The sequence below is a fragment of the Chryseobacterium carnipullorum genome, assembly GCF_003815695.1.
GTDB classification, from domain to species: Bacteria; Bacteroidota; Bacteroidia; order Flavobacteriales; family Weeksellaceae; genus Chryseobacterium; species Chryseobacterium carnipullorum.
Window position 1 is genome coordinate 4,663,161 of sequence record NZ_CP033920.1, and the last position, 26,023, is coordinate 4,689,183.

26 protein-coding genes are annotated in these 26,023 nt (G+C 39.5%); 12 read left to right on the top strand and 14 right to left on the bottom strand.

The features are described 5' to 3' along the window. Positions 1-48: 48 nt before the first annotated feature. From EG346_RS21235 to EG346_RS21245, 3 genes are read right to left on the bottom strand one after another with little or no spacing between them, the layout of a single operon-like run. On the bottom strand, positions 49-258 hold the full coding sequence (locus EG346_RS21235; RefSeq protein ID WP_073334916.1) for a hypothetical protein: 210 nt from the start codon (positions 256-258) through the stop codon (positions 49-51). A 33-nt stretch (positions 259-291) separates the two neighbouring features. Next, a complete protein-coding gene (locus EG346_RS21240; protein WP_123881374.1) occupies positions 292-3,600 on the bottom strand; it encodes a TonB-dependent receptor in 3,309 nt (1,102 codons plus the stop codon). Positions 3,601-3,658: 58 nt separating this feature from the next. Continuing rightward, entirely contained in the window at positions 3,659-4,606 is a 948-nt protein-coding gene (locus EG346_RS21245) for a FecR family protein (RefSeq protein WP_228426291.1), read from the bottom strand. A gap of 242 nt (positions 4,607-4,848) precedes the next feature. On the opposite strand from EG346_RS21245, the gene EG346_RS21250 reads away from it, so the two are divergent. Then, positions 4,849-5,475 (top strand): RNA polymerase sigma factor, encoded by a 627-nt coding sequence (locus EG346_RS21250; RefSeq protein WP_123881378.1) that lies wholly within the window; start codon positions 4,849-4,851, stop codon positions 5,473-5,475. 125 nt (positions 5,476-5,600) lie between these two features. Here EG346_RS21250 and EG346_RS21255 read toward each other — a convergent pair whose 3' ends face one another. Next, positions 5,601-6,473, bottom strand: a complete 873-nt coding sequence (locus tag EG346_RS21255) for an AraC family transcriptional regulator (RefSeq protein WP_123881379.1) — start codon at positions 6,471-6,473, stop codon at positions 5,601-5,603. A 74-nt stretch (positions 6,474-6,547) separates the two neighbouring features. Between EG346_RS21255 and EG346_RS21260 the strand changes: the two genes are divergently transcribed. Next, entirely contained in the window at positions 6,548-7,927 is a 1,380-nt protein-coding gene (locus EG346_RS21260) for an MFS transporter (RefSeq protein ID WP_123881381.1), read from the top strand. Positions 7,928-7,969: 42 nt separating this feature from the next. Next, the gene (locus EG346_RS21265; protein ID WP_123881383.1) at positions 7,970-8,356 is read left to right on the top strand and encodes a hypothetical protein; all 387 of its coding nucleotides are present in this window, start codon (positions 7,970-7,972) and stop codon (positions 8,354-8,356) included. Between the two features lie 171 nt (positions 8,357-8,527). On the opposite strand, the gene EG346_RS21270 is transcribed toward EG346_RS21265, so the two are convergent. Next, a complete protein-coding gene (locus EG346_RS21270) occupies positions 8,528-9,145 on the bottom strand; it encodes a helix-turn-helix transcriptional regulator (protein ID WP_123881385.1) in 618 nt (205 codons plus the stop codon). Positions 9,146-9,337: 192 nt separating this feature from the next. Here EG346_RS21270 and EG346_RS21275 point away from each other — a divergent pair, with 192 nt between their 5' ends. The 5 genes from EG346_RS21275 (at position 9,338) to EG346_RS21295 (ending at position 11,925) form a co-directional block, all read left to right on the top strand. After that, positions 9,338-9,964, top strand: a complete 627-nt coding sequence (locus EG346_RS21275) for a superoxide dismutase (protein WP_076510554.1) — start codon at positions 9,338-9,340, stop codon at positions 9,962-9,964. A 29-nt stretch (positions 9,965-9,993) separates the two neighbouring features. Beyond that, on the top strand, positions 9,994-10,494 hold the full coding sequence (locus tag EG346_RS21280) for a DUF2480 family protein (RefSeq protein ID WP_123881387.1): 501 nt from the start codon (positions 9,994-9,996) through the stop codon (positions 10,492-10,494). 5 nt (positions 10,495-10,499) lie between these two features. Beyond that, entirely contained in the window at positions 10,500-11,057 is a 558-nt protein-coding gene (locus EG346_RS21285) for an NADPH-dependent FMN reductase (RefSeq protein WP_123881389.1), read from the top strand. 32 nt (positions 11,058-11,089) lie between these two features. Next, positions 11,090-11,413, top strand: coding sequence for a 2Fe-2S iron-sulfur cluster-binding protein (locus EG346_RS21290; RefSeq protein ID WP_123881391.1), 324 nt, complete (start codon positions 11,090-11,092; stop codon positions 11,411-11,413). A gap of 164 nt (positions 11,414-11,577) precedes the next feature. Next, entirely contained in the window at positions 11,578-11,925 is a 348-nt protein-coding gene (locus EG346_RS21295; RefSeq protein ID WP_123881393.1) for a 4Fe-4S dicluster domain-containing protein, read from the top strand. A gap of 162 nt (positions 11,926-12,087) precedes the next feature. Here the strand turns inward: EG346_RS21295 and EG346_RS21300 are convergent, their stop codons facing one another. Together EG346_RS21300 and EG346_RS21305 are read right to left on the bottom strand one after the other, a co-directional pair. Beyond that, complete coding sequence (locus EG346_RS21300; RefSeq protein WP_123881395.1) at positions 12,088-13,023, bottom strand: ketopantoate reductase family protein; 936 nt, start codon at positions 13,021-13,023, stop codon at positions 12,088-12,090. A 263-nt stretch (positions 13,024-13,286) separates the two neighbouring features. Beyond that, positions 13,287-13,868 carry a Crp/Fnr family transcriptional regulator gene (locus EG346_RS21305; protein WP_073334933.1) on the bottom strand — a complete coding sequence of 194 codons (582 nt, stop codon included), beginning with the start codon at positions 13,866-13,868 and terminating at the stop codon, positions 13,287-13,289. 169 nt (positions 13,869-14,037) lie between these two features. On the opposite strand from EG346_RS21305, the gene EG346_RS21310 reads away from it, so the two are divergent. Continuing rightward, entirely contained in the window at positions 14,038-14,910 is an 873-nt protein-coding gene (locus EG346_RS21310; RefSeq protein ID WP_123881397.1) for an NAD(P)-dependent oxidoreductase, read from the top strand. A 105-nt stretch (positions 14,911-15,015) separates the two neighbouring features. Here the strand turns inward: EG346_RS21310 and EG346_RS21315 are convergent, their stop codons facing one another. The 3 genes from EG346_RS21315 to EG346_RS21325 are packed head-to-tail and all read right to left on the bottom strand — an operon-like array spanning position 15,016 to position 17,576. Then, the gene (locus tag EG346_RS21315) at positions 15,016-15,378 is read right to left on the bottom strand and encodes a hypothetical protein (RefSeq protein WP_123881399.1); all 363 of its coding nucleotides are present in this window, start codon (positions 15,376-15,378) and stop codon (positions 15,016-15,018) included. A gap of 16 nt (positions 15,379-15,394) precedes the next feature. Beyond that, on the bottom strand, positions 15,395-16,387 hold the full coding sequence (locus EG346_RS21320; RefSeq protein ID WP_123881401.1) for an MsnO8 family LLM class oxidoreductase: 993 nt from the start codon (positions 16,385-16,387) through the stop codon (positions 15,395-15,397). 52 nt (positions 16,388-16,439) lie between these two features. Further along, positions 16,440-17,576 (bottom strand): tetratricopeptide repeat protein, encoded by a 1,137-nt coding sequence (locus EG346_RS21325; RefSeq protein ID WP_123881403.1) that lies wholly within the window; start codon positions 17,574-17,576, stop codon positions 16,440-16,442. A gap of 180 nt (positions 17,577-17,756) precedes the next feature. Between EG346_RS21325 and EG346_RS21330 the strand changes: the two genes are divergently transcribed. Together EG346_RS21330 and EG346_RS21335 are read left to right on the top strand one after the other, a co-directional pair. Then, positions 17,757-18,515: a helix-turn-helix domain-containing protein gene (locus EG346_RS21330; RefSeq protein WP_123881405.1), complete on the top strand. Its 759-nt coding sequence runs from the start codon at positions 17,757-17,759 to the stop codon at positions 18,513-18,515. A gap of 25 nt (positions 18,516-18,540) precedes the next feature. Then, positions 18,541-19,701 carry an FAD-dependent oxidoreductase gene (locus EG346_RS21335; RefSeq protein WP_123881407.1) on the top strand — a complete coding sequence of 387 codons (1,161 nt, stop codon included), beginning with the start codon at positions 18,541-18,543 and terminating at the stop codon, positions 19,699-19,701. Between the two features lie 213 nt (positions 19,702-19,914). Here the strand turns inward: EG346_RS21335 and EG346_RS21340 are convergent, their stop codons facing one another. Together EG346_RS21340 and EG346_RS21345 are read right to left on the bottom strand one after the other, a co-directional pair. Beyond that, complete coding sequence (locus EG346_RS21340) at positions 19,915-20,817, bottom strand: helix-turn-helix domain-containing protein (protein WP_123881409.1); 903 nt, start codon at positions 20,815-20,817, stop codon at positions 19,915-19,917. 17 nt (positions 20,818-20,834) lie between these two features. Next, positions 20,835-21,839, bottom strand: a complete 1,005-nt coding sequence (locus tag EG346_RS21345; RefSeq protein ID WP_123881411.1) for an aldo/keto reductase — start codon at positions 21,837-21,839, stop codon at positions 20,835-20,837. 268 nt (positions 21,840-22,107) lie between these two features. Between EG346_RS21345 and EG346_RS21350 the strand changes: the two genes are divergently transcribed. Then, the gene (locus EG346_RS21350; protein WP_123881413.1) at positions 22,108-22,500 is read left to right on the top strand and encodes a VOC family protein; all 393 of its coding nucleotides are present in this window, start codon (positions 22,108-22,110) and stop codon (positions 22,498-22,500) included. A 109-nt stretch (positions 22,501-22,609) separates the two neighbouring features. On the opposite strand, the gene EG346_RS21355 is transcribed toward EG346_RS21350, so the two are convergent. Next, the gene (locus EG346_RS21355; protein ID WP_123881415.1) at positions 22,610-22,918 is read right to left on the bottom strand and encodes a T9SS type A sorting domain-containing protein; all 309 of its coding nucleotides are present in this window, start codon (positions 22,916-22,918) and stop codon (positions 22,610-22,612) included. A gap of 6 nt (positions 22,919-22,924) precedes the next feature. Then, positions 22,925-25,681 carry a reprolysin-like metallopeptidase gene (locus EG346_RS21360; RefSeq protein ID WP_123881417.1) on the bottom strand — a complete coding sequence of 919 codons (2,757 nt, stop codon included), beginning with the start codon at positions 25,679-25,681 and terminating at the stop codon, positions 22,925-22,927. Between the last annotated feature and the right edge of the window lie 342 nt (positions 25,682-26,023).

A 26,023-nucleotide genomic window follows, 5' to 3' on the forward strand; every position in this document is an offset into this window, starting at 1 on the left:
TTTTAGCAGACCCGGTCATATTATTTTTATGTCCGAATTTTTTAATATTTAGGAACATCCGCCTCTATATTCCTGCGATTTGGTTGTGATCATTACTCTGCATTTCAGGAGGGGCTGTCTTGCAGGGGTTCCCTGATTTTCCGCTGCTGTCCGGGAAAAAATAACAGCGGCCGGCTTTTGATCTGATCCGGTACTGCTGTGCGCATCATCAGTATTGATCCGGATCGTCCTCAGGTTTCCGAAACCTGTACATGGCATTAATGAGCTCTTTATTCTGTTTTTTATAATCTTTTAAAACGTATAGTTCACACTGACCCCGAATATCCTTCCGCTGTATGCGCGGAATGTGATCTTATCAATATTCTTGTCATATTTGTCCGTAGCTCCCGGAAGCAGCTGCCATGCCTCCCGGTCTGTTGATATGGTGCTTCCTCCGGATCCGTTGGGCACGGAATAGGAATTGAAATTGTTATAAAACTCTTTCACCCTGTTGAAAAGGTTTCTTACATTGAATTTAACTTCCAGGTTTCTGTTTCTTAAGAATTTATAGGAAATCTGGGCATCTGCAACGGCGTAGGGACGCTGTATTTCTTCTCCGTTATAGTCATAACCTACCGTGATGTACTGGTCACCTTTGGCATTGTATAAAAAACTGGCTCCCAGGCGGCTTCCGTCAAACGTCAGGCCTAAATTATAGGCATAAGGAGTTTGTCCGTACAGTGGCCTTTCCACTTCATAGGTCTCACTATCCTCCCCTGTTTTATACTGATCTTTAAAAGCAATTACCTTGGTTGTATTGTAGGTGAAATTTCCGCTTACAAAAAGTTTTTCCAGCAAAGAGCCATCGGCAATAAATCCGAGGTTTTTCCGTACTTCCACTTCTAATCCTTTCAGCTTTGCATTTTTAGAATTCCCATTGTAGAGAAAGAGATTTCCTTCGTTCGAAAGACGGCCTTCACGCTCAATAGGTCTGTCGATATCTTTATAATACAATCCGGCAGAGAATATTTCACCCAGACCGGGAAACCATTCCAATTTAAAATCATAATTATTGACTACCGATGAGGTCATTTCTGTATTGTAAATCAATCCATTAGCTACCGGATCAAAATAAGGAAGTCCGGTTCTTTCGTTGAATTGAGGACGAATAACGGTTTTATTATAAGCCAGTCTTACATTGATCTTATTTGTAGGACTGTACGTTAAATTAACGGAGGGCATCCACTGCCATGGTTGATCATCAATAGGTGCTTTTTTAACAGTTTGATTATCCGAATCATCCATTTGCTGGGAGATCAGGTCATACTTAAAATACTCAGCACGGACTCCCCATACCAACCTGAGTTTATTTCTCCATCTGTTGTCAAACATGACATAAAATGCATTCTGGGTCACCTTCCCTTCATACTTGTCATTTTTGTACATCGGTTTTGTTTGCCAGCCTATTCCTCCCGGAACATATTTAGATCCATCAAACCACTGATTCAAAGAACCATATAGCGACATAAACCCTTTTTCACTACTGGGAACATCTCTGTTTTCATCCACCCTAAGAAAGAATTTCTGCTGTTGATTGGTATTATTTTTTATAACACCGGCGTAGCCTGCCTTTATGTCAGTTTTAAAATTCCCTGTGTCTATATTCCATTTCAGGGAAGTTCCGTAGTTATAATCCGTTTCTTTATTGGCGATATATCCTCTGTAAAAATTAGATGCTGAATTGTAGACCATATGATACGTAAGAATCTCGCTTCCCACGAAATCATACTGGCTCAGGTACTGCGTATAGTCTTTGGTGTCAGATTTCACGCCTGTTCTTGCAGCAAACCAGTTGATGTCAACATTTCGTATTTTATGATTTCCTTCCAGTTTATTCTGCAAAAGCGTCTGGTAAATAGGATAATTGGTATTGTCTGTATAAGGTTTGTCCAGATTTTTAATCTGTGCAGGATCATTATTCGGAATAATTCCGTTGTAGAAATAATTATAGGAAGCTTCAGCATTGGCAGCCATTCCGCTACCTCCTGTATATTCGTTCCAACCTGTGATACGGGTCAGGGTATTGTCATAGATATGGGTATATGAGTTACGGAAGGAAATTCTGTTTTTCCCCAACTGTAATCCGAAATTCAGCATTCCCGCCAGTGTGGAATTGTAATTATAGGAAGCTCCTTTATTTTTAAAATGATAAAATACAATAGGATCCGTTCCATTCGCCTGCCAGTTAGGATCATAGGGAGCGGTTGTATCCAGCCAGTTTCCTCTTCCTGTATGGTCAATATCCAGTTTATTCTGTTCGTTTCTTACCGTAAATGCTCCGGCAAATCCCCACTTGTTGTTATTGTCAAGGGCAAAGGTCCTTCCGAGAGCCAACTGAAGATTGGATCCCATATCGGCTTTCGTTTTGAAAGTACTGAAATTGTCGTTGGTAAATCTTTTCGACTGTTCAAAAAACAGCGGATTGTTCCAGTCTGTAGCTTCCATACCTTTAGGAAAATCTCTGGTTCCGTCGTCATATCCGAAATAATCATATTTTCCCTGCTTACGGGTAAGAAATTCTTTAAAAGCCGACTGATCATTATAGGAAGTTCCTACACTTACGGTCGTAAAATTTTCATTGGGAATATCTTTGGTTCTCACTTCTACATAACCTCCTGCAAAACTGGCGTTCATATCCGGTGTTGCCGTTTTGCTTACCACAATACTTTCCACCATCGCTGTGGGAATAATATCAAATGAGAAATTCTGGTTGTACGCTTCTGTACTTGGAAGATTGATTCCGTCCATCGCTGCCGTATTCCAACGCTCTCCCATAGATCGTACCACTACATATTTGTTGTCGATCGTTGTAATTCCGGTTACTCTTTTCAATGTTCCTCCCACATCATTATCGGGAGTTTTTGCAATCTGTTCGGCAGAAATTCCGTCACTCATCTGAGCTGCCTTTTTCTGCTGGGCAAGGAGTCCTGCCTGGGTATCTGCCTTTCGGGTTGCGGTAAGGACTACTTCTTTAATATCCGTTATCTTATCCGATGCTTGCTTCATGGCAAATGACACCGTACTGGTTTCATTGTTATTGACTGAAAGCTTTTCTACCCTCAATGGGCTGTATTTTGATGCTTTTACGGTAAGGGTATAGACTCCTGAAGGAACTTCCACTACAAAATCACCGTTATTATCCGTTAATATGGTTTTCTTTGCTACTGTAACTTCAGCTCCGGCAACAGGATTCCCCACTTCATCTACTATTTTTCCTGAGATTTTTCCGTTACCGATAACCGAGATGCCGTTTCCTTCATATTTTATTGAAATCAGGTCCCCACGGAGACGAAATGCTACAGGAAGTCCGCTTATAATATCTTTAAGGCAGTTGTTTACAGAAGTATTCTCACATTTTACGCCTTTCACCTTCAGTTCTTTGATATCCATTTTAGAATAAGCCAGCCGCATTCCCGTTTTTCCGGCAAAATCTTCCAGCACCTCAATGAGAGGTCTGCTTGCCGGGACAGTGAATGATACTTTCTGGACCAGTTCCTGTGCTTCGGCTGCTACCGTAAAAAATACTGCCGCAACGGTAAGACCGCATTTCAATCTTTTCATATGTTCAAGTTCTCTTATTAAAAGTTTTATTTTGTAGGGTTGATTTTGTAGGATAATTTTATTTTTTCAAGGTGTAGATATGGTCTTCTTTATGCACTTCCAGTCCCAGTATAAATGCCAGTGCTTCCATATTGTCATCAGCAGCACCTCCGGTAAAGTCCGCTGTAATTCTTTTATCTGCCATCTCTTTCGGGTATACAATCTTGATTTTATAGTTCGCCTGCATCACCTCTGCTACTTCTCTGAATGAAACATCATTGAAGCTTAATGAGACCAGCTCAGATTTCTGTTTCCCGGATTTATTTTCCGGAGTGAGTGACAGGACTGCTGCGGTATGGGCTATCCCGAAATTCGTCCATTTCTGATTAGGTTTCAGGTAAGAAACTTCCGTTCCGGCCGAGGATACGGCCACTTTTCCTTCGTAAAGATGTACAGACTTATCTTTCCCGGACTGGGAGATCTTAAAAACGGTTCCCAATACTCTGGTACTGAAACCATCTGCCCGGACAATAAACGGATGTGTTTTTGATTTTGCCACGGAAAATACGGCATCTCCTTTCAGATCCACAATCCTTGTGGAACCGGGAAATGATTTGTCAATGGTAAGTTCTGCACCTTTCAGTAAGGTCACTACAGAACCGTCTGCCAGATAAACTTTACGGTTTCCTGTATCTGCGGTGTAAGTATCAGGCTTAAATAAAGTAGTATAGGTAAGAATTCCTCCTACCGACAACAGAAGTATCACCACAGCGGCGGCTGTGTAAGCGTATCTTTTCAACTGATAAATGGGGGTCGGTTTTACCGGTTTGCTAAAATACAATTCCAGGGCAGACAAAACTCTTTCTTTAGATTGTGTCATATGGATTTTATCCAGATCTTTTTCTGCCTGATTTTTCCATTGATTTAATAATTCATCTTCTTTTTCTGAGATTTTTTCTTCGGAAACTTCTCTTTGCCAGAGCTTAAAAACAAAAGCTGCAGTATTCTTATAGGGTTGGCTTTTCATAAAATATTTCATGGTATTCACAGATACTTCTATCTATAAGACTGTGAAAATGAAAAACTTCCCCAGGCAGTTCTTAATATTGTATTCATATTACAACCAGCTTGTTAATAATTTTAAGCAGATTGGTTGTTTTATCAACATTTGATTCACATTATGGGGATTTTTTTCAGAAATAATTAATCTTGAAGTCCCCAAAGTTCATAAAAAGTTAATTTTCCTTTAGGTAATTTTGCGGTACCAATATGAAACCAACCGACTACACGATATTAAAGAAAATAAGATCAGGCGACCGTCCTGCATTCATGCTGCTTTATGAGCGGTATTGGGATAGTCTTTACCGCTTTGTTTTCATGAGGACCAGAGACAAAGAAATGTCTGAAGAACTGCTTCAAAACCTGTGGATCAAAATTCTGGAGGATACGGCTTCCATCCAGACCGATGATTCAGAGAGTGCAAAAGGATATCTGCTGAGATACCTGCATTACAGGATTATCGATCATTATAACAGTTCTAAAAAGATACCGTCTACCATTAGTATTGACGAATTTGATCCTTCAGGAGAAATGGATATTTCTGATACAGAATATTTTGAAATTCTTGAAGAGAATGAGATCTCTACTCTGCTATCCATGATTGATGAGGTGGTTTCAAAGCTTCCTTCCACAGAGCAGACTGTGTACGATATGAGAATCAGAAGAAATATGTCTGTGGATGAAACGGCAGAAGCTTTGGGCATCAGCAACAAAACGGTAAGTAATAAATTAAGCAAAGCTTTAGGGGAAATACGGGATCAGCTGAACCCGGAATACCAGTCTTCTAAAAAACTGGTGTCGATCCTGATGCTGATGGAAATATTGACGAAATATTAAGTTCTTAGGATAGAAAAGTATCTGAATAAGGAAGCTATGAAGTTGGGAAAAACAAATTTTAATGAAATATATTTATCGGCAGTCCTACATCACTTCTATCTTCCTTCATCTTAGCACACCAAAGCCTAAATATCTTCCCGATCTGTTTCGGCCGAAACACTCTTCCTGTATTCTTTTGGGGTCATATTCCGGTGCTTTTTAAAAAGTTTGGACAGATGGCTTTCATCACTGAACTGAAGCTCATATGCGATTTCACTGAGGCGGACACTGCTGTATTTGAGATAAGTTTCCACCAGTTTCAGACGGTAATCCAGCAGATAGTCCTGGTAAGAAATACCTGTATGCTGCTTGAAGTATTCTCCGAAATAATTTCTGGAAATCCCGAAATGGTCTGCTATTGCATGAATTCTGGTCTTTTCTTTATCTTTTACATGTTCCTGGATATAGGTAATGATCTTCATGACAGAGAAAGCCTTTCTGTTTTGTTGCAGATCGGAAGTTTCACTTTCAATGATATTCCGGGCAATAAGATTAAGAAGAATGGAAATACAGTTCCGGATAATCAGATAGTCGTTGGTTTTATTCCTGTACTCTCTGGCAATCTGTACAATAAGGACTTCTGCAAACCGTTCATCATCTTTATTACGGAAAACACATCCGGCCTGTGCATGGTAATTATTGCTGATGTACTGCAGTTTGTGAAGGTTTTCGCAACTTTCTATACGGTCGGCTTCCAACCTTATTTTATCAATGAATTCGATGGGGCATTGAATCACAACCAATTCTGCATTTTCACTTTTAAAACGATACCGCTGGTGTTGGGGAATAATAAAAAGCTTAGATTCCTTAAAAGTAATGGTCCGTTCGTCATAGGTAAGTTTTCCATGGCCTCTCAGAACATAAACCAGTGAAAGAAAGGTTTTGGTCTTGAGATCAATTTCCTCATGATAAAGCTTGATTTCCTTTACATCGATACGCTCAACGGGTAACAACTTCATGTTTCGGTACTTATTTTTCCTCCAAAAGTACAATTTTACAGGTACAATAAGCGGTTAATTTTGCAAAAAAAAACATGAACATCTATCCTAAACGATGGCAGGCTCTTGGTTATCTTACTGCCGGAGCTTTTCTTTCCCCACTGGATTATTTTATTGTCAACATGGCGCTTCCTTCCATTAAAAAGGCTTTCAATGCAAGTGATCATCAGCTGCAGATGGTGGTTGCCATTTACGGACTCACGTATGCAGCACTTGTGGTTTGTGGAGGGCGTTTAGGAGAACTGTATGGACGGAAGAAAATATTTACCGTCGGATTGTACCTCTTTTTATTGTCCTCCCTTGCATGTGCTCTTTCTCCGGATATTAATTTTCTTATCGCTGCCCGGCTGTTTCAGGGAATTGGAGCTTCTTTTCTGGCTCCTCAGGTTCTGGCGTCTGTCAGGGTACTGTTTAAGAGCAGCGAGCAACCTAAAGCGGTCAGTATATTCAGTTCTGTTTTCGGTCTGGCTTCTGTAGCGGGACAATTGCTGGGTGGATTTCTGCTCAATCTTCACTGGACAGCCTTTTCCTGGGAACTGGTATTTCTGGTGAATGTACCTGTTACCCTGCTCTGTATCGTTGGTATTCATTTTACTATGGACAATAACCGGGAGGAACAAAGACAAAATATTGATTTTACAGGAGCATTACTGCTCGTCACTTCTCTGATGATGATCATATGTCCCATTATTTTTGGAAGAAAATACGATTGGGCCTGGTGGATTTTTGCGATCCTCTTCGCAGGAATTTTATTATTGGTCGTTTTTTACAGATATGAAGTTCAATCACTGGAAAAAAACAAGCCTGTACTGATAGATCCTGGTCTTTTGCAGCAGCCTCCCTTTGTTTTATGCCTTATCATCATCTTCTTTTATAATTTTACATCGGGACTGTTTATCTGTTATCCTTACTATCTGCAGCAGTTTTTGCACTGGAATCCGGTAGAAACAGGTCTTGCTATTATTCCGTACGGACTCGCCTTTTTTCTCGGACCGCTGCTTGTGTCAAGGATAAAGCTGTCTTCATCTATTCTGATCTCTATAGGTTTGAGTCTTTTGATCATTGGATTTACTCTGACTTCATTATTCATTTTTCTTGATGAAAGGCCTTCAATATTCCTGAATATCAGTTTGTTTTTGGCAGGATTGGGTCATGGGGTGATCATGCCCGTGATGATGCGGAAAACAATTGGCCTGATTGATAAAGAAAAAGCAGGCCAGGCCTCAGGTCTGATCAGCATCAGTATACAAATAGGCAGTGTAACCGGGGGTACGATTATCGGAACTGTATTTTTCAGTACTTTATCAATGATTGGGTTTCCAAAAGCTTTTGCTCTGGCCGTTTTCTTAATAGCAGCGGCTCAGATCACTGGAATCTTTATCAATAAAAAACTGGTGAAATACAACAAAAACTAAATTTCACTACTCATTCAATCAAAACATTATATATTTAAACCTATGAATAACGACGAAAAAATCATTAAAGAAATTAAGGAATTTCACAGAGATATCGAAGCCTGGTTTCGGGGAAAAGAAGATCAGGAGAGTCTTTATAAAAAGCTTCTGTCTGGTTTTAATTCAGATTTTAAAATGATCAGCGGTAACAATAACACAATTACGTTAGCTGCATTTTCAGAATGGCTCCCGGGAGCTTATGGTCAATTTCCCGACCGAAGTATTGTTCTTGACAATATAGAGGTTCAATCTACAGAAAGTCATGGACTTGCCTCTTATGTTGAGATTCAGACTACAGGCGATTTGGTAACGCACCGCCAATCTTCAGCAGTCTTTGTGATTCATCAGGATAAGGCATTTTGGCTGCACCTTATTGAGAAGTGGATATGATCATGGAACCTGGAATGACTATTTTTCACAAAATACAAGTGTGATTCTTTTTACAGATATTTAACGACAAGATCTTTTATCTTTTATCTTTTATCTTTTATCTTTTATCTTTTATCTTTTATCTTTTATCTTTTATCTTTTATCTAAGTAATTTTATCTAAGTAATTTTATCTAAGTAATTTTATACACACACCGCTGCCCGCCGGACAAAATATGATTCACCCTTTCTACCTGATACGCTTTACCGATGAGGTTTTGGAAATTGGATAGTTCGGCCCGGCAAAACCCCTGACATTCTGCGGCAGCGGCACAGATCGGACAATGATTTTCGATGAGGAAATACGCACCATCTTCTTTGGTCCATTCCGCCATGTATCCTTCTTCACTGCGGACTTTTACCAATACGTCCAGACGTTGCTCGAGTGATTCTGCATTGATTAAAGCTTTTTCATACCGTTGATAAGTCGTTTTCTCCCTGTCATTGATCAAAAGATCCAATGCATTGTCTCCCAGAAGATTTTTTACAGAGCGCAGAATCTGTACCGTGACATCAGCATGGGAATCCGGAAACTGGGATAATCCTTTTTCTGTAAGGGTATAATAGGTAGATGGGCGCCCTACCCCTTCACTTTTCGAAACAGATGTGATCAGCCCTTCTTCGGCCAGGTTCAGTAAATGCTTTCGCGCACCCTCTTTTGTAATAGAGAGTTCTTTAGAGATCAAAAGTGAGGTGGCCTCTCCTCTCATCTTTAAAAACATCAGGATACGGTCTGCTGCCGGTTTCTTCATTTGGCAATATTTATGTTGTTTTATTTCCTACAACAAATATAGTCATTTTCTATAATTTCCAATTTTAATGATTAATTCAATAATAATCAGATTATTAATGAATATCTCATTGATTAAATAAAACAACCATAAAGTTGTTTTATTAAAATATATGATTACCTTTGAAACACATTAATCAAAAAAAATAAAATAATGAACTCATTGACACTGCCTCAGCTTCCTTATGCTTATGATGCACTGGAACCCTTTATAGATAAAGAAACAATGACCATTCATCATCAGCGTCATCATCAGGCGTATGTAGACAATCTGAATGCAGCTTTACAGTCAGCCGGAGAAACTTCTACCGATCTGGATTCCATTCTTCAAAGGATCAGTGAATACAGCCCGGCGGTCAGAAACAATGGTGGCGGACACTTCAACCATTCTCTGTTTTGGGAGATTCTTTCTCCACAGCCGAAATTAAATCCTGAAGGAAAACTGGCAGAAGCCATCAATACCAGTTTTGGAAGTCTTGAAGATTTTAAAGCTGAAATGAAAAAAGCCGGTCTCGGACAGTTCGGTTCCGGATGGGTCTGGTTATTGGTCAAATTCAGTGGTTCACTGGCGATCACTTCAACAGCGAATCAGGACAATCCGATGATGGATACCCAATCGGTCAACAGAGGTTTCCCCATCCTTGGAATAGATGTCTGGGAGCACGCTTATTACCTGGCTTATCAGAATAAAAGAGCAGATTACCTCGATTCATTCTGGTCAGTTCTGGATTGGTCAGCCGTAGAAAAAAAATACGAAGAAGCCTTATCAAAAATCAGATAGTCTATTAAAACATTGATTAAAAATCAATTATGAATCAGAAAATTTTCATCAATAAAGCAGAAGCTTCAGGAATTATTGCCCTTGATCTTTTAAACTATAAACCTACTACAGAGATCGTGGAGCTGGATATCAAAGACCATCTTTTTATGGGACTGATTGTGAAGGAAAAGGAGTTTAAAGAATCAATTGCTGCCGTGGATTTTTCTGTATACAATGAAAAAGCTGTCGCCATTGTGTGCTCGGTGGATGCTATTATTCCGCCCTGGGCATTGATGATGCTTATGGAAAAATTGGCTCCCTATGTTGTCTATGCCGATTTAAATAATGCTGAAACGGTCCTTCTCAATCTCTGGAAGCGCCGTCTCATGTATGCGGATTTAAAATGTTTTAAAGATCAGAAAGTTGTGGTAAGGGCAAGAGCAGATCATGATCCTGCTTTGTATTTGTTAGCGGCCGGGCTTCTTAAACCTTTAGTTAAAAGTCTCATGTATGGTGAAATAGGATTACCGAAAGTCATTTTTAAAAGTTAAAAACAATGAAAGCAATTATATTCAACGGCTCCCTGGAAAGAAGATCGGAGTCAACATCGGGAAAGATTTCACAATACTTTGCAGAAAGAGTTGAAAAATCAGGATTTGAAACTGAAATCTTTAGCCTGGCAGATTCGGGAATTCCTCTTTTTGACGTGACTCTTACAAAAACACCGTTAGCAGTAGAACGGATGACGCAACTATTTCTGGAGGCTGACATTCATTTCTGGCTTGCCCCATTGTATCATGGAAGCATTCCCGGAGTGATGAAAAACTGTCTGGACTGGCTTGAAGTAACTTCCGGGCATTATCAGCCGTACCTGACGGATAAAATGATTGGACTTGTATGCTGGGCAGATGGCCTTCATGCCATGCAGGGAATTCATACGATGGATGCTGTAGCCAAATCTCTTCGGGCCTGGCCGGTTCCTTTCAGTGTTCCTGTGATCAGAACCGCATTGTTTGATCATGAAGACCCAACAAAAATATCTTCCCTTTACTCTGATAAATTCGATAAACTGATCAATATTGCTACAACGAAAAGCATAGTAAAAGGAAAGTAAAATTATTAAATAACTGGAATTGACTGATGATCATGAAGGAAGAAATTACAATAAGGGTAAAGGATCAGGACGGAAATATTCATGAGCTGATCTGCCCACTGGAAATGGGGCTAAGCCTGAAAGACATTTGTAAAGCTTATGAGTTGCCTATGGAAGCGATGTGTGGAGGAATGGCGATGTGTGCCACCTGTCACTGTTATATTTTGAATGAAACTTCGGTGCTGCCGGAAAAAGGAGACATTGAAGAGGCTCTTCTATCTGAACTCTTTACGACTCTGCCTTCCAGCAGGCTGGCTTGCCAGATTCACCTGACGGCAGCAATGGATGGTCTTTCCATAGAAATTGCACACGATTAATTCCTAAAAAATAAAAGAAAGCTGCCTGAGTGATGAACCGATCAATGCTTGCAGCCCAATGTTTTTTTTCATTTAAGTTATGTTTAGACGGAGGGATTTCCGAAACCATCACTGGTCAAAAGAAATCCCTTTTTTTTAAGCAAACTTCTAAAACTAAAATAAGTATGGCTATTACAATAACAGATGACTGCATCAACTGTGGAGCGTGTGAACCTGAGTGCCCTAATTCAGCGATCTATGAAGGCGCTGTTGACTGGCGCTGGCAGGATAAAACCAAACTTTCCGGTAAGGTTGTTTTTCCGGATGGAACTGAGGCTGATGCCGGAGCGTATCAACAAGCTTATGCTGATGATGTGTACTATATTGTCCCTGGAAAATGTACGGAATGCAAAGGTTTCCATGAAGAACCTCAATGTAAAACAGTTTGTCCTGTAGACTGTTGTGTGGACGATCCGGAACATCGTGAAACCGATGATATTTTATTCGGACGGCAGGAGTTTTTACACCATTAACGGAATCTTAGTTTTAAACACTCATCCCACAAATATTTTGCACAAACGATCACAAATTGGTTTGCAAAATCTGTGAGAATATTTTGCTGGTGGTTAAAATTAGAAGCGGCGGATTTTTAATCCGCCGCTTCTGTAAAATTTTTCTTCTGGCTTTTCCAAAAACTATTTAACTTTTACCCCGTTATACATCTTTTGAGTAAAAGGAGTGTGTATCCCCAGCTCTTTACCGAAATTCAAAACGGCACCCCCCAATAATTCGAGTTCGTTGTTTCCTTTTCCGGAATTGACATCTAACTGCAACGAAGTGGGAGTTTCGAAGGGAAATGCAGAGGCTTTTTCAAAGGTTTTCTGAATAATATCTTCGTCTAAAGCGATCCCTTTCTTGTCAGCAATCATTTTTATTTCTTTCATGATTTCAGAGGCTTCCTGTTTTTGTTCATCATTCTCACATACTGTTCCGATGGAAGAATTATGTTTGGCCGTTACCAATCCGAAACTGGCGATAAAAATATATTTGGTCCAGATGTCTGTCAGAGAATTGTCTTTAAAATCGAATTCAATTTTACTTTCTTTCAACAGATCTGCAATCCAGTCCACCTCAGCAGAGAAGTGCTGAGGGTCTCTTCCTACAATCATTTTTCCCGCTTTTCCTTTATGTCCTACGATTCCCTTTTCTTTGATATGGGAAGCTACATACAGACAGGTTGGAAGTATAACGTTATCAGGAATTATTGTTCTGATTCTTTCATAAATATCCGCCCCATTCATCATGGGAAGCAGCACGGTTTCAGTGCTGATCACCTCTTTGAGCTGTCGGCAAATATTTTCAAGATCATATTCTTTGACACAGATGAATACTAAGTCTGCATTTTTCACATCGCTGATATTCTGCTCTACAGCATCGGGGCGCGTATGATCCACAGGATGTTCAGGCGAGATAAGAACCAGTCCGTTTTCTTTTACCTTCTGATACGTTTCTCCTCTTGCTACGAAACTGATTTTATACTTCTGCGAGGACTCATTTTTCTGGTTGATTTTAAAACCGAAATATCCGCCTACTCCACCCAATCCAACCACAACAATATGTTTCTTAGTCATAAATTTATTTTTAACAAAGATGAGATTGAAATTTGATTCTATCACTTGACAAATGCGAAGAAATTAGCTGTAAGATTTAAGAGCCAAAAAATGTAAGACTCAGATTTCAGACAAAGTTTAGACTGAGATTACGAATATATCCTACAAACCAGCTACCAGTAGCAACAATTTAATTAGCCCTATTATTTTAACCTGCAAATCAATACCACTCGTATCTCAAAACTCTAAAACCCAAAAACACTCCAACCCTCAAACACTTACGATTACATTTTATTTATATCCCTTCTGATACGGCTCAATGAACTGTCTTTGATTCCTAAGTAGGACGCAATAATTTTCAAAGGAACATGCTGGAAAATCTCGGGATGCTTTTTCATCAGATTAAAATATCTCGTAGAAGCTTTCTGACTGGCCATTTCGATCAGCCGGTCGTGAATGCTGTGGTAATTAAGAACAAAAAGAAGTCTGCTGAACTCCCTGAATTCAGGAATATTATGAAAATTGTGCTGTACATTTTCTAATCCTGTTTCCCAAAAAGAACAGGCCGTTATGGTCTGGTAGGTTTCCTTGGCGGGCTGCTGTCTAAAGAAGGACAGAAAGTCATTGACAAAGCAGGGTGCGACATAGATATTAGTCGTGATTTCTTCATTGTCCTCATTCAGAATAAAGGAACGGACGTAGCCTTTTTCCAGAAAAAAAGTCCTGGTACTGACCTCATCTTTATGCAGGACAACTTCATTCGCTTTGAGCCCGAAGGAACTAAAGGTTTCTGTGATTTTTCCAACCACCTCTTCTTTGATGTCGAATAAAGAATGGAAGTAGTGATTAATTGAAGACTTATTCATGATCATAAAAGTGTGGCAACAAGAATCAAAATTAAGCAAAATCCCGAACACTTTCCTTTATTAATCGGTTTTATCAATAATCACCATCGAAACAATAGGCGCAACCGCTTAAAAAAAATGAGGAGATTTGTATTGTAAAACTATTCATCCTTTTAAAAAATTATCAATATTGAAAACTCACCCCGTCATTGCAGTTCTTTTCCCCGGAGATATGGGAACCCAAATTGCCAAAGCACTTATAAACCATAATTTTAAAGTCATTACGGCAGGCGAAGGAAGATCAGCACGGACCTTAGACAATATACGAAATTCAGGAATTACGGATACCCAGTCTCTTCAGAATACTGTTGAGCAGGCAGATGTTATTCTTTCGCTTACCAGCCCGGAAGGAAGCCTTAAAATGGCAGAAACTGTTATTTCCTGTCTGAAAACAACTTCCAACCGTCCTCTTTATGTGGATTTAAATTCCAATACTCCTGCCCTTTCCTTATCTATGGAACAGTTATTTTCGGCTATCGATGTTCCTTTTGTCAACGGAGCTGTGATGGGCGCCTCCAAGGATGTTCCAGACCATGCTGTTTTAGTGGTGAGTGGTATCTACAGATCTATTTTTATTAAGTTGTTTGCTCCCGTTTTTAAAATTAAGGATGCTGGTGAAAAAACAGAGGCGGCATCAGCGTACAAACTTTTGTTTTCGATGGTAAATAAAGGAATGAATGCTCTCTTCTTTGAAACCATGACAGCAGCAGCTCATTTCGGAATCCTGGATGAACTGAATGAAAGTCTTCAGGAATTTCTTCCCGGAACTTATCAGGATCTCATGAAAACAACCCCTACCTATCCACAGCATATCCTGAGAAGAATTGATGAAATGAAAGGTCTGGCCGATATGCTGAAAAGTGAAAACCTCCCACATATCATCGCTTCCGGAACCGCTGAAACCTTTGAAAGGGTTTACCGGTCAGGTATTTTTGAGAATGAAAATCCTGAAGGAGTTATAGAAACCCTACAGAATTTTAACAAACTATCTGACAAAAAGTAAACACTTTTTTTTAATTGATCCAAAAGGAATGATAGCTAAAAGGAATATTTGGCCTGGATGTTTTTGATGGTCGTTCATTAAGGTTATATTTTGAAGTCTCAGTATTTAGAACTCCTCCCAGCCTTCATTCTGAGGGTCATATTTTGCAAATTCCCCGGTATCGGTAAATTCAGAAGCCGTCATTTCTACTTCAAAGATGGAACTTTCACTCAAATTTGCATTGAAATAAAGGCTTTTATCAGTAAGTAAGGCGCTTCCAAAATCTTCATCAGGATGGCTGAAATGAGTTCCCGTTTCATCATCTCTTACCAATGCATATTTAGATTGTAAAAGGCGTTCTTTCAATCCCGCCATTTGCGCTCCGGTGAATGGGACAAGGTTTTCTTCACGGTCAAAAAAGCTGTCGTCATCGGCGGCCTTCTCTTTTTCTTTTGTTTTAATGCTGAATAACTGGATATTGTAGCTCATGAGGGATATGTGATTATCAGTTCGCCAATATAATACTTTTATAGGTATCTATGCGGTCTGTTTCTTTAAACATATTACAGAGGATGATTAATTCATCCGTATGATACTCCTCAGCTTTTTCCTGAAGTCTCGCTGAAATATTCTCCGGAGTATCTGTAATGATATGTTCCAGGATCTTAAAGAATTCTTCTTCATCTTCACTTCCCAATATTCTCTGTTCAACTGTTTCCGGGGGAAGAAGTGCTTCCGGGGACTGAATATGTCTTGCCTGCAAAAACTGATAGGCCATTCCATACGCATTATATTGAGCTGATGAGAGATCTTCTGCTACAGATACCGCAACAGCCACTTGCAGTGAAGGATCCGGACTGTATTGATTTCGGTCAAATTTGTTTAAATAGGTTTCGGTACTTTCAGTTGCATGATCACCTCTCATAAAATCAGCATACGAATAACCTACGCCATGTTCAGCCGCTTCCGTGGCAGATTGAACTCCGGAGCCTAACCAAAGGATTTCAGGAAGGTGCGTGAGATTTTTAGGTTGGGCAATAAGACCGTCGTAGATTCCTTTTTCTTCTTTGATGTATCGGATGATCTCTTCCAATTTCGTTTCCTGGCTGGCTAAAATTACAGGTCTGTGATTATTCAGTGCGGTAACGGCATCTTTTAATCCGCCGGGAGCTTTTCCTAAACCCAGAATAAAACGTCCGGGGTAAAGACTTTCCAGCATCTTAGTCCATTCTGCGATCTTGTAGGCTGAATAATTTTTCATCATGATCCCTCCGGTTCCTACTTTGATGCGCCGGGTTTTGCTTAAGACAACGGCAGACAGAATTTCAGGACTTGAACTTCCATAGGCTTCCACCCCATGATGTTCCGAATAAACCACCCTATGAAACCCTGCTTTATCGGCCAATACAGCAAGATCAATACTGTTATTCAATGCCTGCAAAGCACTTCCTCCTTCAATGGTCGGAGACTGATCCAGAATGCCTAATTTCAATTTCATACCGGGGGTTTTACCTTACTGTAAAACTAAAATAATTTATTGAGCTAATGAACTATATTTTTGATGTAAGCGCTTTAATTCTTTCTTTTGTATACGTAATCTGCTCTTTTTCTTTCTCCGGATCAGGTTTATTTTTCAGATACAGATGATAGTAAATGAGCGCATTTTTAGATTGCTTCAAATTAAGATCATAGAGAAGACCTAAACGGTAATAAACAGTACTGCTGGCAGTGAACGTAAGACCTCTTTTATATGCCTCCAAAGCTTCTGAAAACTGATTTTTCTGTTCGTAAATCCCTGCCAGCGCAGTATAATAAAGCGTGGTATGATCTGATATTCCCTCATCTATGGTTTTTTTCGCATATTCAGTGGCTTTATCATATTCTTTCAGTTCACGGTAGCTCAGAGCCATAAAATACAAAGTTCCCTCATTCTGAACACCAAGATCTTCCAATGTTTTGAAAATAGCAGCACATTTCTGATACTCTTTTAAATAAAAATACGCCTGTCCCATTTCATTCATCACATTCACATCTGTATTGATCATCATCAGCTTCTCTCCGGTTTCAATAACCTCTTTATATTTACCCAACTGATTCGCCAAAGGAAGCTGTGCCTGCCGGAGTGTAAAGTTGTCACGGTCTGCATCAATAGCCGTTTTGAGGATGTCATAAGCTTTCTGATATTGTTTCTGCTCGCGATAAGCCATCGAAAGATCGTAGGCGATATCTGGATCAGTATTGCGTAAAGAATTCGCTTTTTTAAGATATTTTAGTTTAATCTCAGGGATATCTCCCAAACCCGCCAATTGTTTATAAGCGCCGAAATTAAGACTATCAAGCTGAATAATTTCCAGAAGATAGTTTTTGGATCTCGCAGCATTTCCTCTCCTTGAATTGATATTGGCTAAGCTGAATAAAAGAGGAATACTGCCCGGTTCCAAAGCATTAAGTTTCAGATAATATTGCTCTGCTTCCGGAAGTTTTCCGGACATCATATGGCAGTAAGCCATTTGCATTAATGCTTTTATATCTTTTGTATCTTGAGGATAAATACTCTGCAGATATTGCGCAGCCTCAGTATAACTCTGGGCTTCATAGTAGTCCAAAAGTTTTTCTTTATCAATAACCTGCCCTGCCAGGTTCGTAATAGTGAGTAGAAGGAGACCTAGTGAAAGCCAAAATTTCATACTTGTGATTTATTACTAAATTATCAGTTATTTGCCTATTTTCCAAATTTTAAGACTTAATTATTCACATTATAAAGATTTAAATGAATTTTAATTAAAAATCATCATCTTAAGGAGTTCATATGATTTCATCACATTTTTTTGTAATTTTCTATTTTGAAATAAAAGAGGGACATTTTTATGGAACATGAATTCTACTGTCAGTTCATCAAGCCGGATCCGTCACTGGACTGCTTTGTAGAAAATATCGGGATTTTTCATAATCCTTCTGATCAAGCAAAAGAAGTTGTTGTGATGCCTGATGGAAGAGTCGATCTGTTTTTCATGCAAAATGGAAAAGATGAACCTTTCGCTACTTTTCTCATCGGATTGGAAACTGAGCCTGAGCAGAGAACCATTCCTTCCGGCACCCTTGCTTTTGTCATCAGCTTCCGACCTTTAGCCGTTGAATATATTCTGCATACTTCTATTGCAGATCTTCTGAATACTGCACGGACTCTCCCTGATGATTTTTGGAATCTTTCTGTTAACGATCTCATCGATCTTGATTTATTTGCCCAAAAAATATCACGAAAAATAACAGAACTTTTGCCTGAAACAGTTGATGAAAGAAAACGAAAGCTTTTCGATCTCATCTACTCCTCAAACGGCGAGATGAGCGTGAAGGAACTCTCAGACAGCACAGGCTGGAGCAGCAGACAGATCAACCGCTACTTCAATCAGCAGTTTGGACTCTCTCTAAAGGCTTATTGCACTATTCTCCGTTTCAGAGCATCCTTGGAGCATATCGCAGAGGGCAAATTATTTCCCGAGCTCAATTTTGCGGATCAGAATCATTTCATCAAAGAAATAAAAAAATTTTCCGGTGTACCTCCGAAAGAATTATCCCAAAATAAAAATGACCGATTTATACTATTATCTGTATTGAAACAAAAATAATTTTGCATCAGTAAATTAAATAACAATGGTAATAGATAATCAATCAATAGCGATAATAGGTGGTGGTCCGGGAGGACTGACGCTTGCAAGACTTTTACAAATTCATCAGGCAGATGTAAAAGTATATGAAAGAGATCTTAATCCATATGCAAGAGTACAGGGTTCCCCTCTTGATATGCATGAAGGATCAGGTATGGATGCATTGCGCGCTGCAGATCTGCTGGATGAATTTAAAAAGAATTACCGTCCCGGTGCAGACAAGATACTGATCGTAAATGAACAGGCAGAGATCGTATTCAGTGATTATGAAACAAAACCTGATAAAGATTTCGGGAATGAAGATTTCCGTCCTGAAATAGACCGTGGTCCATTGAGAAATATGCTGCTGGACTCTTTAGAGCCTGAAACTGTAGTCTGGGACAGTCATTTTATTTCGATGGAGAAACAAAATAACGGCTGGTTACTTCATTTTAAAAACGGATCTTCAGCGTATGCTGATCTTGTGATTGCCGCGGATGGAGCCCACTCAAAGATCCGTCCTTATCTTACCGATCTGAGACCGATTTATTCGGGAATTTTAATGCTTGAGGGGAATGTTTCCAACGCCGAAACAGCAGCTCCCCATATCAAAGAACTGATCAAAGACGGTAAAATAATGGCCTTTGGAAATGACAAAAACCTTCTTCTTGGCCAGAAAGGGAGTGGTGATCTTGGATTTTATGCCAGTTTCAGGACCGATGAAAACTGGGCAGCAAAGAGTGGTCTGGATTTTTCTGACGGAAAACAGGTCCTGGAATGGTTTAAAAAGGAATATTGCGGATGGAGTACGATCTGGTATGAACTGTTTGAAAATGCTTCTGTTCCCTTTATTCCCCGTCCCATTTATTATATGCCTTTGGATCAGGGATGGGAAACTCAGTCTCATCTGACTTTGCTTGGTGATGCTGCTCATGTAATGCCGCCGTTTGCGGGAGAAGGTGCCAATATGGCGATGCTTGATGCTCTGGAACTCAGCCGATGTCTGACTTCTGATGAGTTCAGTACCCTTTACGAAGCTATTTCCCATTATGAAACTCAGATGCGCCAAAGAGCCACCAAAGCCATTAAAGAGTCTTTGGAAAACGGGGACAAGATGCATTCTGAAACAGCTTTAGCCACCATGCTTGAATTTTTCAGCAGCCATTAAGTTTCACTGAATAAGTGCCAGTGGAATTTATTTTCTTTACGATCAGTTTTTTTTCTTCTTTTGAACAGCTACAGATCAGAATAAGAAGTAAGGCAAACCCTGTAAATTGGAGTAAGCGTAAGTTATTTTGTTTCATAAATAATCAGGTTAATCCATGCAGGAGAAACTCAAATGTAAGCATTTCAGAAAATTCGGACAAAATATCTTTGGGAATCAGCTCAACCGAAATCCCGCCCTGAATTCTAAGGGAGCCATTCTGGTTTTCTTTTTAAATAAAGTACTGAAAGACTGGGCATGCTCGAATCCTAAACTGTAGGCAATTTCACCGACTGACAATTCGGTAGCGGAAAGTTTTTCTTTAGCCTTGGTGATCAGTTTTTCATGAATATGCTGCTGGGTATTCATTCCTGTGTGGAACCGTAAAAGATCGCTTAAATAATTAGGCGAAAGGTGCATCGCTTCTGCAATAAGGTGAACGGTTAAGATTCCTTTTTCTGCGGACCGCTCCTGGTCATAATAATCATTTACAAATTTTTCAAATCTGGCCAGCAATTGTTGATTATTGCTTTTTCGGGTAATAAACTGCCGCTCATAGAAACGATTGGAATAATTAAGCAAAAGATCAATCTGCGACAGAATAATTTCCTGGGTATGTTTGTCAATATGCTGGCATTCCTTATCTATTTTATGAAATATTTCAATAAGGTTCGTTTCTTCATCTTCAGATAAATGCAAAGCTTCATTCACCGCATACGAAAAGAATCCATAACCGGAAATAATATGAGCTAAAGGATGTTTTAATATAAAATCCTCATGAAAGATCAACAGATATCCTTCCCCGCATTCCATCGTATGAAGGTCGAGATACTGCACCTGGTTGGGTGCAGTAAAACTTAGAACTCCTTTATCATAATCATAATGCTGCTGACCATATCTTACTTTGCCTTTTGCCTCTCTTTTTAGTGCGACACAGTAAAATCTGTTCACAAAACCTTTCCAGACCTCATCCTCCAGAAATACACTTTCGGATAAATTGATGACGCTTACGAGCGGATGTTTGGGCTCAGGCAATGACAGCAAACGGTGAAAAGCAGAAACAGACTGGATGGTATTCATAGTTTACAATTAAAAAATTAATCCAAGAGTCCCATACTGAACTCATCGTACGGAGCGCCCGTATCAGTTCCTAAAGGTACAATACTTTCCAGTTTTAAAAGGTCAGCTTCCTGTAAATGAATTTTGGTGGCATCAATATTCTGTTCTACATATTTTCTGCGTTTGGTTCCGGGAATCGGAACGATCCCTTTACTGATAATCCAGGCCAGCGCCAGTTGTGAAGATGTTACGTTCTTTTCTGCAGCCATGCTTTCGATAGCTTTCACCAGCTCAATATTTTTATTAAAATAGGCTTCCTGAAAACGGGGAATCGCTCTTCGGAAATCATTCTCCGGAAGATCATTGATGGAACGGATCTGTCCTGATAAAAAGCCTCTTCCCAGCGGTGAATAGGCCACAAAACCAATTCCAAGTTCTTTCAATGTTGCCAGAACTCCTTTTTCTTCTGCTGTTCTTTCAAATAAAGAATATTCGCTCTGGACAGCCGTTAGGGGATGTATAGTATGTGCTTTTCTCACTGTTTCTGAAGATACTTCTGATAAACCGATATACCTTACTTTCCCTTCTTTGACAAGATCACTCATCGCACCCACGGTTTCTTCTACCGGAGTATTTTTATCGAGACGATGCATGTAGTAGAGATCGATATAGTCGGTTTTTAAATTTTTAAGAGATCTTTCTACTGCTTTTTTCACATAGTCTTTAGTTCCGTTGATCGCCCAGGTCACCTGATCATGATCATCTATTTCCCATCCGAATTTTGTTGCAATGATATATTGATCCCGACTATTCCCCATAGCTTTGGCGATCAGCTGCTCATTTTTAAAAGGTCCGTAAAGATCGGCAGTATCGAGAAAGTTACCTCCCAGTTCCAGGGAACGGTGAATCGTAGCAATGGCTTCTTTTTCGTCTGCTTCACCATACATATGGGCATCTTCAAAACCTGTCATCCCCATGCATCCTAAACCTATATTGGGGATGGTAAGGCCCTGGCTTCCTAATTTTATCTGATTCAAATTCATATCGTTGATTTTTATAAGTACAAAATTCAGAAGAAATGACGAAGCCAATGTATGCAGAATGATGAATATTGTATGCAAATCACGGAATTATTTATTTCGCAGAAGCCCCCCCATATTCTATTAAAAATGACATGATTGCCAAGAGAAAGCTGATCATTTAAAATGAAAGGGATATTCTAATGAAAAGTTTTACATATATTTGAAATCAGACGGAAGCCTAGATCAACTTCCGGATAAGATCCTGTATTCTAAAGATAAAAAAATAGACATGAAAAAAGTAACAGGAATTGGAGGGATCCTTTTCAAATCAAAAGATCCCGGTGCCATCAATGAATGGTACAAAACCCATCTTGGCCTTGAAACGAGCCCCTACGGAACCAGCTTCGAATGGCGCGAAAGTGAAGACACCACTAAAAAAGGACTGACGCAGTGGGCTCCTTTTGCTGAAAATACAACCTATTTTGAACCTTCTCCCAAAGATTTTATGATCAATTACAGAGTGGAAAACCTGGAGGCTCTGGCAGAGGAATTAAAAAAGGAAAACGTTACCATTCTGGACGAAATTGAAACCTATGATTATGGAAAGTTTCTTCATATTCTGGATCTTGAGGGCAACAAGATTCAGCTGTGGGAGCCGATTGATCAGGAAATTAAAAAATAGAAAGAGCCCGGATATTCCGGGCTCTTTCCTCACACAAACGGTACCATGAAATAGGGTCTTCATTTCAGGGCAGATGAATTATCTGCCTCAGAATATAAAGCATCTCATTTTATTTTTTGATAAGTTTAGTATTGTACGTGTTTTTGTCATCTTTAAGCGTGATCACATACATTCCTTTGATTAATGATGCCACATTGATTCTGTTGTTAGCATCAATCTCACCTTGCTGAACCAGTCTTCCGTCTGCACTGAAAATGCTGTAATCAGCTTTTCCTTTTAGGTTCTTCACCTCCACGAAAGTATCTGCAGGGTTTGGATAGATAGAAATTTCAGTTGTTTTCGGACCGTTTACATCATTTACGGCTAATCCGCTAGTGATTTTTACAGAAAAATCTTTAAATGAACCTTGTGAGATCACTCCTCCTCAGGTTACTCCCACCGATGGGCTGCCACATGGCCCTGTAGCTTTGTTAAAGAAAGTGTTTGCCACTCTCATTCTTAACAGTTTATCTCCGGAATACGCTGTCGCAGGAACGGTAAATGTTAGTGATCCCTGATATTGACCATTATCCGGCGGAACGGTAGTTACAGAACCAACTTTCTCTGAAGCTTCAAATACCCCATTCCTGTTATAATCTATCCACACTTCCATATTGTCATTATAACCTTCAGTGTTACCTATATTGAAATAAGACAATGTATATTGTGTTCCTTTTGTCAAATTGATCACCTTGGTTGCATCTTCAGTATAATCTCTGTATGTGCTGAAAATATTCTTATATGTTAAATCTGAAAAGGCTAAATTAGAGATGTTCATTTGAGCCATCCCACTGTTATAACTGTTATAGCTAAAGCTGGCAAAACTATTTCCACCAGTTGTCATTAAGCAGTAATCAACCCCTGTTGTAAGTCCTTTAGTCTTGAAGGTATAATTACTTGAGAATGCTCCCGGAACCGTGTTTACTACTGCAGCAACCTGTACTTCATAGTTTGTTTCATCTTCAAGAGCACTCAGCACTACGGAGTTGGTAGGGCTGGTTGCATTTGACCAGTTTGTTGTCCCTACTTTTCTGTAGTTAATTGAATATGTTGCCCCTGGAACACTATTCCAGGATACTCTGGCTGTAGTTTTAAAAATTTCTGTTTTTATAGCTGTCAGTCCTGTAGGCGCTGCAGTCGTAGACGTAGGCGCTGCACCTACCGTCACTTGTGGAGATACTGCATAGAATACGTTTCCGATGGCAGAAATCCTTAATTTCACAGCACCCGTTAAAGAAGCCGGCATTTGTGCTGTATAGCTTCCTGTATTGGGTGTAGAGGCTACCAATTCTGTCCACGTGGCCCCGTTGACAAGATCTGTAGTATATTCAATTTTTACATTAGGCGCATTATATGGTGCTGTATTGGTATTGGCAACATCCCATGAGATTGTATTGGATGCGTTATTATATAGCATTGAAGAGGCTGTAAGTCCTGAAAATTTGAAAGGTCCGTCATTTCCAACGGTAACCGTAGTTTCAGAAGAAGAAAGCATAGGTCTAACGGCATTCTCATCTCTTACCGTCACTGCATAATGTAAGGTCCTAGGAACATAAGATACGGTTTCCCAATTTGGCGTTGTAGCAGCTCCCGGAACTGTTTTATTAGTCAGAATTCCGTTCATGACTAAAGGTAAGCTTGGGAAATACCTCCTTCCGCTGGCTGTTCCGAAATAAGATCTTGTTAAGGCTCCCTGTGCACTGTACCCCCATCCGCTGTCTCCGGAAATGGAATTGTAAGAGTCAACACTGTCATACTGCTCCCATGTATATTTAACAGGATCGGTATCTGTTGCACTAGCATCAAGATAATACGCAGTCCCTTTAGGAATACTATAAGCCGTAAGCGGTAAAATTACAGGAGCCGTGTTCGTTGTAATCTCCTGTGATGTTCCGCAAGCTAACTTATTATCCAGACTGTTTAACACCTGATTAATGGAGGAATAATGTAAATAGGCATCCGTAACATTTTGTACATTATCCCCTGTTATTCCGGCATATCCCATAATAGTTGTACCTCCGCCTGGCTCTACATTGACACCTGATCCTTCTGAAACATGAGAGAATGTATGATTAGCCCCTAGCTGGTGTCCCATTTCATGAGCTGCATAATCTATATCAAATGCATCTCCTGTAGGGTTTGCACTCTGCGTGAATGCAGATCCTTTTGCTAAAGTCGTTGCTGTTGCAGGATCTACACAAGTAGAACCTATAGAACCTGCATCACCATTTCCTCCTGCAGCATTAAAGACATGCCCCATATCATAATTGGCGTTACCAACAATATTAGTTAATGTTTGTTGCAACTGTAAGTTTAACGAAGGATCTCCATCTACTGCTGGTGGAGTATAAAAATCTGTTGCCGGATCGGTGTAAATAATATTGGGAAGGTCCTGAACGATCAGTTTAATTCCAAAATCCTTTTCAAAAATTCCATTGACACGACTCATGGTAGCATTCATCTGTGCTACCGTATTGACAGTTCCTCCGGCAGGATCAAATTTTTTAGTGTACTCTCCTGTCACCGCTAGCGCCAACCTGTAGGTTCTGTACTTTGTACTTGCAGGTCTGTTTGTAATGCCTACATTAGAAAGGTTTTTTTTGCCATTAGCTTCCAAACCCTTGATATCTTTAAAGTTCTTTTCTTCCGATGTGCATTCAAAACCATGATCTCCTTCATTTCTCTTAGTCTTATAAAAGACACCGTAGGTCTGCTTATCGGCCGTTATCGGCTCGATAAACTGAAAAACGCCGTCTTTAATTACCATCGACTGTATTTCTTTCGGGGAAGTACTGAATCTTAAGTACTTAGATGGATCATCAATTCCAACACCTACATAAGAGCCTAATTGATATCTGTCTGCCATAGACTTCTCCATAACAGGATCGCTGTATACTGCAAATTTTTCAATCTTGCCTTCTGCTGTAGGTAACGAAATAATGACAGGTTTTGCTCCTTTTCCTGTTTCCACTGCATCTTTCAAAAGATGGGTAAGGGTCGCAAGATCTACTCTGTACGCTTGCTTTACTTCTACTTCTTTTCTGGTTTCGGATGCTTTTTGCCCTACAGGTTCCCACCTTTGACCATAAGCAGCTGTAAATCCGGCAGCCAAAACACTCACTAATAGAATTCTTTTTTTCATAAAACTGATTAATAAATAGTTAATTTAATTTAACTGAATCCTCACTAATTATCGATTATCAATAAATTGATATAAACTAGTATCAAAATCATGGTGCTTCATTGATTTATCTGAAATAAATTCATGAATTAATGAAAATTCATTTAGGGAAATAAAAATATCACTATCGTCTTAATACAGGTATAAAATCAGGTACTACTCAGATACTTCTTAAATACAATGTATTGATTTACAATTAATTAAATTTTAAAATCATTTTTCATCTATTTAACATAATTTGAAACTGATCAGAAGCTACGCTGATTATAATGATGAAATCAACTCAATAAGTGATACCCTTAT

Bases quoted from the DNA above. Each gene is read 5' to 3' on its own strand.
- EG346_RS21260 (WP_123881381.1), top strand. From the start codon at position 6,548: ATGAACATCTATCCTAAACGATGGCAGGCTCTTGGTTATCTTACTGCC.
- EG346_RS21280 (WP_123881387.1), top strand. From the start codon at position 9,994: ATGAATCAGAAAATTTTCATCAATAAAGCAGAAGCTTCAGGAATTATT.
- EG346_RS21315 (WP_123881399.1), bottom strand. From the start codon at position 15,378: ATGAGCTACAATATCCAGTTATTCAGCATTAAAACAAAAGAAAAAGAG.
- EG346_RS21240 (WP_123881374.1), bottom strand. From the start codon at position 3,600: ATGAAAAGATTGAAATGCGGTCTTACCGTTGCGGCAGTATTTTTTACG.
- EG346_RS21245 (WP_228426291.1), bottom strand. From the start codon at position 4,606: ATGAAAAGCCAACCCTATAAGAATACTGCAGCTTTTGTTTTTAAGCTC.
- EG346_RS21235 (WP_073334916.1), bottom strand. From the start codon at position 258: ATGCCATGTACAGGTTTCGGAAACCTGAGGACGATCCGGATCAATACT.
- EG346_RS21295 (WP_123881393.1), top strand. From the start codon at position 11,578: ATGGCTATTACAATAACAGATGACTGCATCAACTGTGGAGCGTGTGAA.
- EG346_RS21285 (WP_123881389.1), top strand. From the start codon at position 10,500: ATGAAAGCAATTATATTCAACGGCTCCCTGGAAAGAAGATCGGAGTCA.
- EG346_RS21350 (WP_123881413.1), top strand. From the start codon at position 22,108: ATGAAAAAAGTAACAGGAATTGGAGGGATCCTTTTCAAATCAAAAGAT.
- EG346_RS21320 (WP_123881401.1), bottom strand. From the start codon at position 16,387: ATGAAATTGAAATTAGGCATTCTGGATCAGTCTCCGACCATTGAAGGA.
- EG346_RS21290 (WP_123881391.1), top strand. From the start codon at position 11,090: ATGAAGGAAGAAATTACAATAAGGGTAAAGGATCAGGACGGAAATATT.
- EG346_RS21255 (WP_123881379.1), bottom strand. From the start codon at position 6,473: ATGAAGTTGTTACCCGTTGAGCGTATCGATGTAAAGGAAATCAAGCTT.
- EG346_RS21275 (WP_076510554.1), top strand. From the start codon at position 9,338: ATGAACTCATTGACACTGCCTCAGCTTCCTTATGCTTATGATGCACTG.
- EG346_RS21305 (WP_073334933.1), bottom strand. From the start codon at position 13,868: ATGAATAAGTCTTCAATTAATCACTACTTCCATTCTTTATTCGACATC.
- EG346_RS21300 (WP_123881395.1), bottom strand. From the start codon at position 13,023: ATGACTAAGAAACATATTGTTGTGGTTGGATTGGGTGGAGTAGGCGGA.
- EG346_RS21330 (WP_123881405.1), top strand. From the start codon at position 17,757: ATGGAACATGAATTCTACTGTCAGTTCATCAAGCCGGATCCGTCACTG.
- EG346_RS21250 (WP_123881378.1), top strand. From the start codon at position 4,849: ATGAAACCAACCGACTACACGATATTAAAGAAAATAAGATCAGGCGAC.
- EG346_RS21345 (WP_123881411.1), bottom strand. From the start codon at position 21,839: ATGAATTTGAATCAGATAAAATTAGGAAGCCAGGGCCTTACCATCCCC.
- EG346_RS21335 (WP_123881407.1), top strand. From the start codon at position 18,541: ATGGTAATAGATAATCAATCAATAGCGATAATAGGTGGTGGTCCGGGA.
- EG346_RS21270 (WP_123881385.1), bottom strand. From the start codon at position 9,145: ATGAAGAAACCGGCAGCAGACCGTATCCTGATGTTTTTAAAGATGAGA.
- EG346_RS21265 (WP_123881383.1), top strand. From the start codon at position 7,970: ATGAATAACGACGAAAAAATCATTAAAGAAATTAAGGAATTTCACAGA.
- EG346_RS21325 (WP_123881403.1), bottom strand. From the start codon at position 17,576: ATGAAATTTTGGCTTTCACTAGGTCTCCTTCTACTCACTATTACGAAC.
- EG346_RS21340 (WP_123881409.1), bottom strand. From the start codon at position 20,817: ATGAATACCATCCAGTCTGTTTCTGCTTTTCACCGTTTGCTGTCATTG.
- EG346_RS21360 (WP_123881417.1), bottom strand. From the start codon at position 25,681: ATGAAAAAAAGAATTCTATTAGTGAGTGTTTTGGCTGCCGGATTTACA.